Source organism: Rhodococcus sp. (in: high G+C Gram-positive bacteria), assembly GCF_049286785.1.
Taxonomy (GTDB): domain Bacteria; phylum Actinomycetota; class Actinomycetes; order Mycobacteriales; family Mycobacteriaceae; genus Rhodococcus_F.
Genome location: NZ_JBAQEO010000595.1, coordinates 1 through 4280, shown reverse-complemented (window position 1 = coordinate 4280; position 4280 = coordinate 1). Strand labels below are relative to the sequence as shown.

Below are 4280 nucleotides of genomic sequence, written 5' to 3'. Positions count from 1 at the left end.
AACTCGGTCCGGACATCGGCGCGCGGAATGTAGTAGACGGGAATGCGGCCCTTCTCGAACAGGTAGACGGAGCGGGTGGTGTCGGCGACGACCTGCCCGGCGAACAACACACGGATGCGTTTGTGATTGGGCTCGAGGGCGATGTGGCCGTTCTTCGCGGATTGCTGCACCTCGGCGGCATGGGTGAGTGCTGTAGACATCGGCTTCTCCAAGACCTCGGGTAGCTGTGTCATCCATGGTTGCACCTCGGATGCCCGTGCGCCCCCCTGATGCTTGAAGAAGCCGGAAGGGCGCACGGGCGCTCAGCGACTCAGACCTGAACGAGGTTGTTGACCAGATCGCCAGGTAGTGCGAACCGTGGTGGAAGTTGACGGCCACCTGCTTGCCTTCGAGGGCCTGCGGACGGAAGACCTCGGCCACGACCTGACCGCCGCGCGTGAATCCTGGGCGCGGCTCACTGTCCCCGCTCGCACGCGACAGAAGGACACCTCACCGTTCTCGAAGCCCTGTACAGGCCACCGAAGGCGCTCACCAGCTTGTGGTCCTCGATGGGCTGGACGGATACGTCGTGGGCACAGGGCTCGACCAGCTCGATGTCCACATTTTCCACCTCGAAGGCACTCCTCGAGCGCAGCGATGTAGGGGGGAAATTTGCCCCCGGGCGGACGCTCGTGAATCTCTCCTTCGGACATCGAACTTCTCCTTGGTTGTGTACACGGTTGTTTGGAACAAACTGTGGGACTATGGGTTTCAGTGTTCTACTGTGGCAAGAGGTGTGCCGGGCGGCGCTCCGCGGTATCCGGCCGGAGACATCGGTTCGCGAGGGTGAGGCAGACGAGGGCCAGGATCGCTCTGGCGCCGAAAGCTACCCGCATTCCGACGGTGAAGGCGGCGCCGGTTGCCGCGTCCGCAAGGTTCTTCTGCGTGTCGTCGACGAGGAGTGCGGCCGCCACGGACATTGCATACGCGACAGAAAACACCGCGATAGAGGAGTTCGGCGTCGATCACACCGCGACCGATGTCATTGACACAGCGAACACAGCGTGCGCGGTGAGGATAGGCCGACGCGGCGCCGGACGTCCTTGCCAGCTGCCGGCTACCTTGGCGCAGACCAGGGTCGACAGGGTCAGCGGCAGGGTGAGCAGCCCGGCGTCAGGTGCGGAGTATTCCGAATCTGCTGGAGGTGCGGCGCATTGACGAAAGACAGCCCGGACCGACAGAAGTAGGCGACCTCCGCGTCATCACAACCCCCCGCAGATGTGGCGCTCGCAGCATCCGGGGATCGAACACCCGTTTCTCGCGACTCGCACCCCGAAGGCGGCATGGTACTTCGACAGTAGCGCCGGGTTCTGGACGATGGGTCCGTTCGCCTCGGTCCGCAGTGCCGCGAAATGCTTGGCCGTCTCCCTGTTCTGGTCGAGCCAGTCGCGACGGAACGCCTCACCGTTGGGAACAACGGGGTCGCGTCGCCCGGGCCCTCCTTCCAGAGTCCGGAACCGTAACCAGTTGCCCTGCGCCAACAGCTTTGCTCGATGTCAACCGAACTACTTGACCATAGGTCAGCTTATGCTAGATTCATCGTGTGATGCGGGGCACACCCCTGGAGGGAATGTCCCGCATAATTTTTCGGCGCAGAATATAATCAAGGATTGATTAAATAACTGAGCTTGATCGGCGTGCTGACGCGCTTAGGCAGATCAGGACGCGCTTACACAAATCAGGACGCCAGCCGACAAGTGGCCCGAGTACATCGGTCGGGCTCAGATTGGATAAATGTGACTGCACTCGATGCGAGTCGATCCGAGACGCGTGATGGGTTGAGTGGTCCGAGGGGAGAGCCTTCGGGCTCTGATGACGATTGGGGGACGTCGTCGAACAGAGAACCTCCTCCCGCAGTGCGGATCGCACTTTCATTGCAGGCAAGAACAGTTGAGTATGTCACCGCAACGCCAAGGCATGCGTTGGCTACGCTCGGGAGATCCGTCCAGCTCGCTGGGCAGATTGTCAAGTATGCGGTCCTCGACTCGGTGCGACTGCGGCTGCCGTTGGTCGAATTGCTGGAGCAGGCGTGGCTCCTGCTGAAGGTCACAGCTCTACCGGCCATCCTGATTGCGATACCGTTCGGAACCGAATTATCGGTCCAGGTAGGAGGACTGGTCAATCAGGTCGGCGCCAGCTCCCTCGCCGGCGCGGCGAGTGGTATCGGCATCATTCAGCAGGGCGCCCCTATTGCGGCAGGCCTTCTCATGGGCGGTGCGGCCGCGTCGGCGATTGCATCGGACCTGGGGGCGCGCGCCATTCGAGAGGAGATCGACGCAATGCGGGTCATGGGCGTCGATCCGGTCAGGCGACTGATCCTGCCGCGGTTCCTGGCGATGCTCCTGATCGCTCCAGTGCTGTGTGTGGTGATCATCGCCTCGGCTGTGCTTGCAGGGTTTTCGATTGCAGTATCGGTCAACGGTGTTATTCCCGGTAGCTTCTGGCAGTCGTTCGGGGCCTTTGCATCACCGGCGGATCTGTACTTCGCGATCGGGAAGACCATCACCTTCGCTGTCCTCGTCGTGGTGATTGCCAGCATCAGGGGGCTGGAGGCAAAGGGCGGTCCTCGAGGGGTCGCGGATGCGGTCAACGCTTCGGTGGTGCTCAGTGTGGTTGCCATCTTCGTCACGAATCTTGTCGCAACGCAGGTTCAATCGTTGTTCTTCCCGAATTAGGTGGACTGATGCCGAAGCAAGGAAATTCCGTGGCCACTGCCCGCTCGGTCTGGGTAGCTCGGCTGTTGTCGAAGAATGTATCCACCGTCACCGAAGGAATCGGCCGATGGGTGCTGTTTACTGCGCAGACGATCGTGATGCTACCGATCACCGTGCGGTCGTACCGGAAACAGACGCTCAAGACCATGAACAACATGGCCTGGGGTCGAGGGTCGATCGTCGTCGACGGTGGGGTCATTTCGCTGTTGGTCATTCTTGGTGTGGCAATCGGTATCTCGATCGCAATCGAGGCGTACAACGCACTCGAACTGATCGGATTCGGAGCGCTGACCGGGGTAGTGGGGGCCTTTCTCAACATCCGCGAGATGGCCCCGATGGTGACCGGGATCGGGTTTGCCGCGCAGGTCGGCTGCCGGATGACGGCGGAGATCGGGGCCATGCGCATCTCCGAGGAGATCGATGCCACCGAGACGCTGGGCATCCGCGCGATCCCCTTTGTCGTAGGAACGCGACTGATCGGCGGAATGCTGTGTGTGATACCGGGTTTTCTGCTCTCGCTGGCGATCGCCTTTGCAACTTGCATGACGGTAGTCACGGTATTTCGGGGTTCACCGAGTGGTACATACGATCATTACTTCGCCCAGTTCATAAACGTCGGGGAAGTTGCGAGTTCGTTGGCCAAGGCTGTCACGTTCTGTGCGGTGATCACGATCATTCACTGCTACTACGGGTTCTTTGCGTCCGGCGGTCCTGAAGGAGTTGGTCGCGCATCGGGACGGGCGATCCGGGCGAGTCTGGTCGCCACCGTCGTGATGAACCTGGTTATGACGGTTGTGCTGTGGGGGTTGCACCCCGAATTGATCTTCACGGGATAGGACGGCGATGTACTCAGGATTCTTGAGAGGGACGGCCGACTCGCAGAGTCGTATTCTGCGCAACGTCGGCCTGGCTACAGTTGCGGTGGTCGTTGTCATGTATCTATTAGTGGCGCAGATTATTCCAAGATTGACGCCTGACGACCCCGGCGTCATGGCTGTAGTTGTGGACACCGCGTACGTGGGTCCGGGCGTGGAGACCGGTACAAGGGTGATGCTGCACGGCGCCAGTATCGGCAAGGTGACCGATGTCGCCCGCAGTGACGGAGCAATCACGCTCGGTCTCGAGTTGGACAAGGATCTCGCACAGGGATTGACACGGAACTTCGTGATGGACTTCCGTCCGTCGAATTACTTCGGCATCACGGCGTTGTCGATCGCAGACCCGGGCAGTGGTGGTCTTCCGCTGGCCGGCGGCGATCGGATTGCCACCACACCGGGCGGGGATTTCACCATGGCGCGAATGATCGAACAGGGCTCGGCTGTTGCCAACGGGACCCTGACCGATTCGACCGTGGCGGCCATCGACCAGGTCCTGGCATACACGGACGCGCTCTCGCCGTTGCTAAGTGGGTGGATTCGTTAATTCGTCGGGGGTCATGCCGCTTGCAGGGTTCGGTCGTGGTGGTCGAGTCGTTCGAGGTGTCGGTGTAGGTCGGTGGTGGTGTAGCGCCACTTGAACGGTACGGCG

The 4280-nt window shown here is 61.0% G+C and carries 5 protein-coding genes; 3 read left to right on the top strand and 2 right to left on the bottom strand.

Going from position 1 to position 4280, the window contains the following annotated elements; translation table 11 throughout:
• Together WAW17_RS21880 and WAW17_RS21875 are read right to left on the bottom strand one after the other, a co-directional pair.
• Window positions 1-200 (bottom strand): DUF427 domain-containing protein (locus WAW17_RS21880; protein WP_422335013.1); only part of this gene is annotated, 200 nt, incomplete at its 3' end.
• A 558-nt stretch (window positions 201-758) separates the two neighbouring features.
• Entirely contained in the window at window positions 759-953 is a 195-nt protein-coding gene (locus WAW17_RS21875) for a hypothetical protein (RefSeq protein WP_422335011.1), read from the bottom strand.
• A 948-nt stretch (window positions 954-1901) separates the two neighbouring features.
• Between WAW17_RS21875 and WAW17_RS21870 the strand changes: the two genes are divergently transcribed.
• From WAW17_RS21870 to WAW17_RS21860, 3 genes are all read left to right on the top strand, one after another.
• Window positions 1902-2714 (top strand): MlaE family ABC transporter permease, encoded by an 813-nt coding sequence (locus tag WAW17_RS21870; RefSeq protein ID WP_422335012.1) that lies wholly within the window; start codon window positions 1902-1904, stop codon window positions 2712-2714.
• Between the two features lie 8 nt (window positions 2715-2722).
• Complete coding sequence (locus WAW17_RS21865; RefSeq protein ID WP_422335010.1) at window positions 2723-3589, top strand: MlaE family ABC transporter permease; 867 nt, start codon at window positions 2723-2725, stop codon at window positions 3587-3589.
• A 154-nt stretch (window positions 3590-3743) separates the two neighbouring features.
• Window positions 3744-4175: a hypothetical protein gene (locus WAW17_RS21860; protein WP_422335009.1), complete on the top strand. Its 432-nt coding sequence runs from the start codon at window positions 3744-3746 to the stop codon at window positions 4173-4175.
• The last annotated feature ends 105 nt before the right edge of the window (window positions 4176-4280 follow it).

Bases quoted from the DNA above. Each gene is read 5' to 3' on its own strand.
- WAW17_RS21865 (WP_422335010.1), top strand. From the start codon at position 2,723: ATGCCGAAGCAAGGAAATTCCGTGGCCACTGCCCGCTCGGTCTGGGTA.
- WAW17_RS21860 (WP_422335009.1), top strand. From the start codon at position 3,744: ATGGCTGTAGTTGTGGACACCGCGTACGTGGGTCCGGGCGTGGAGACC.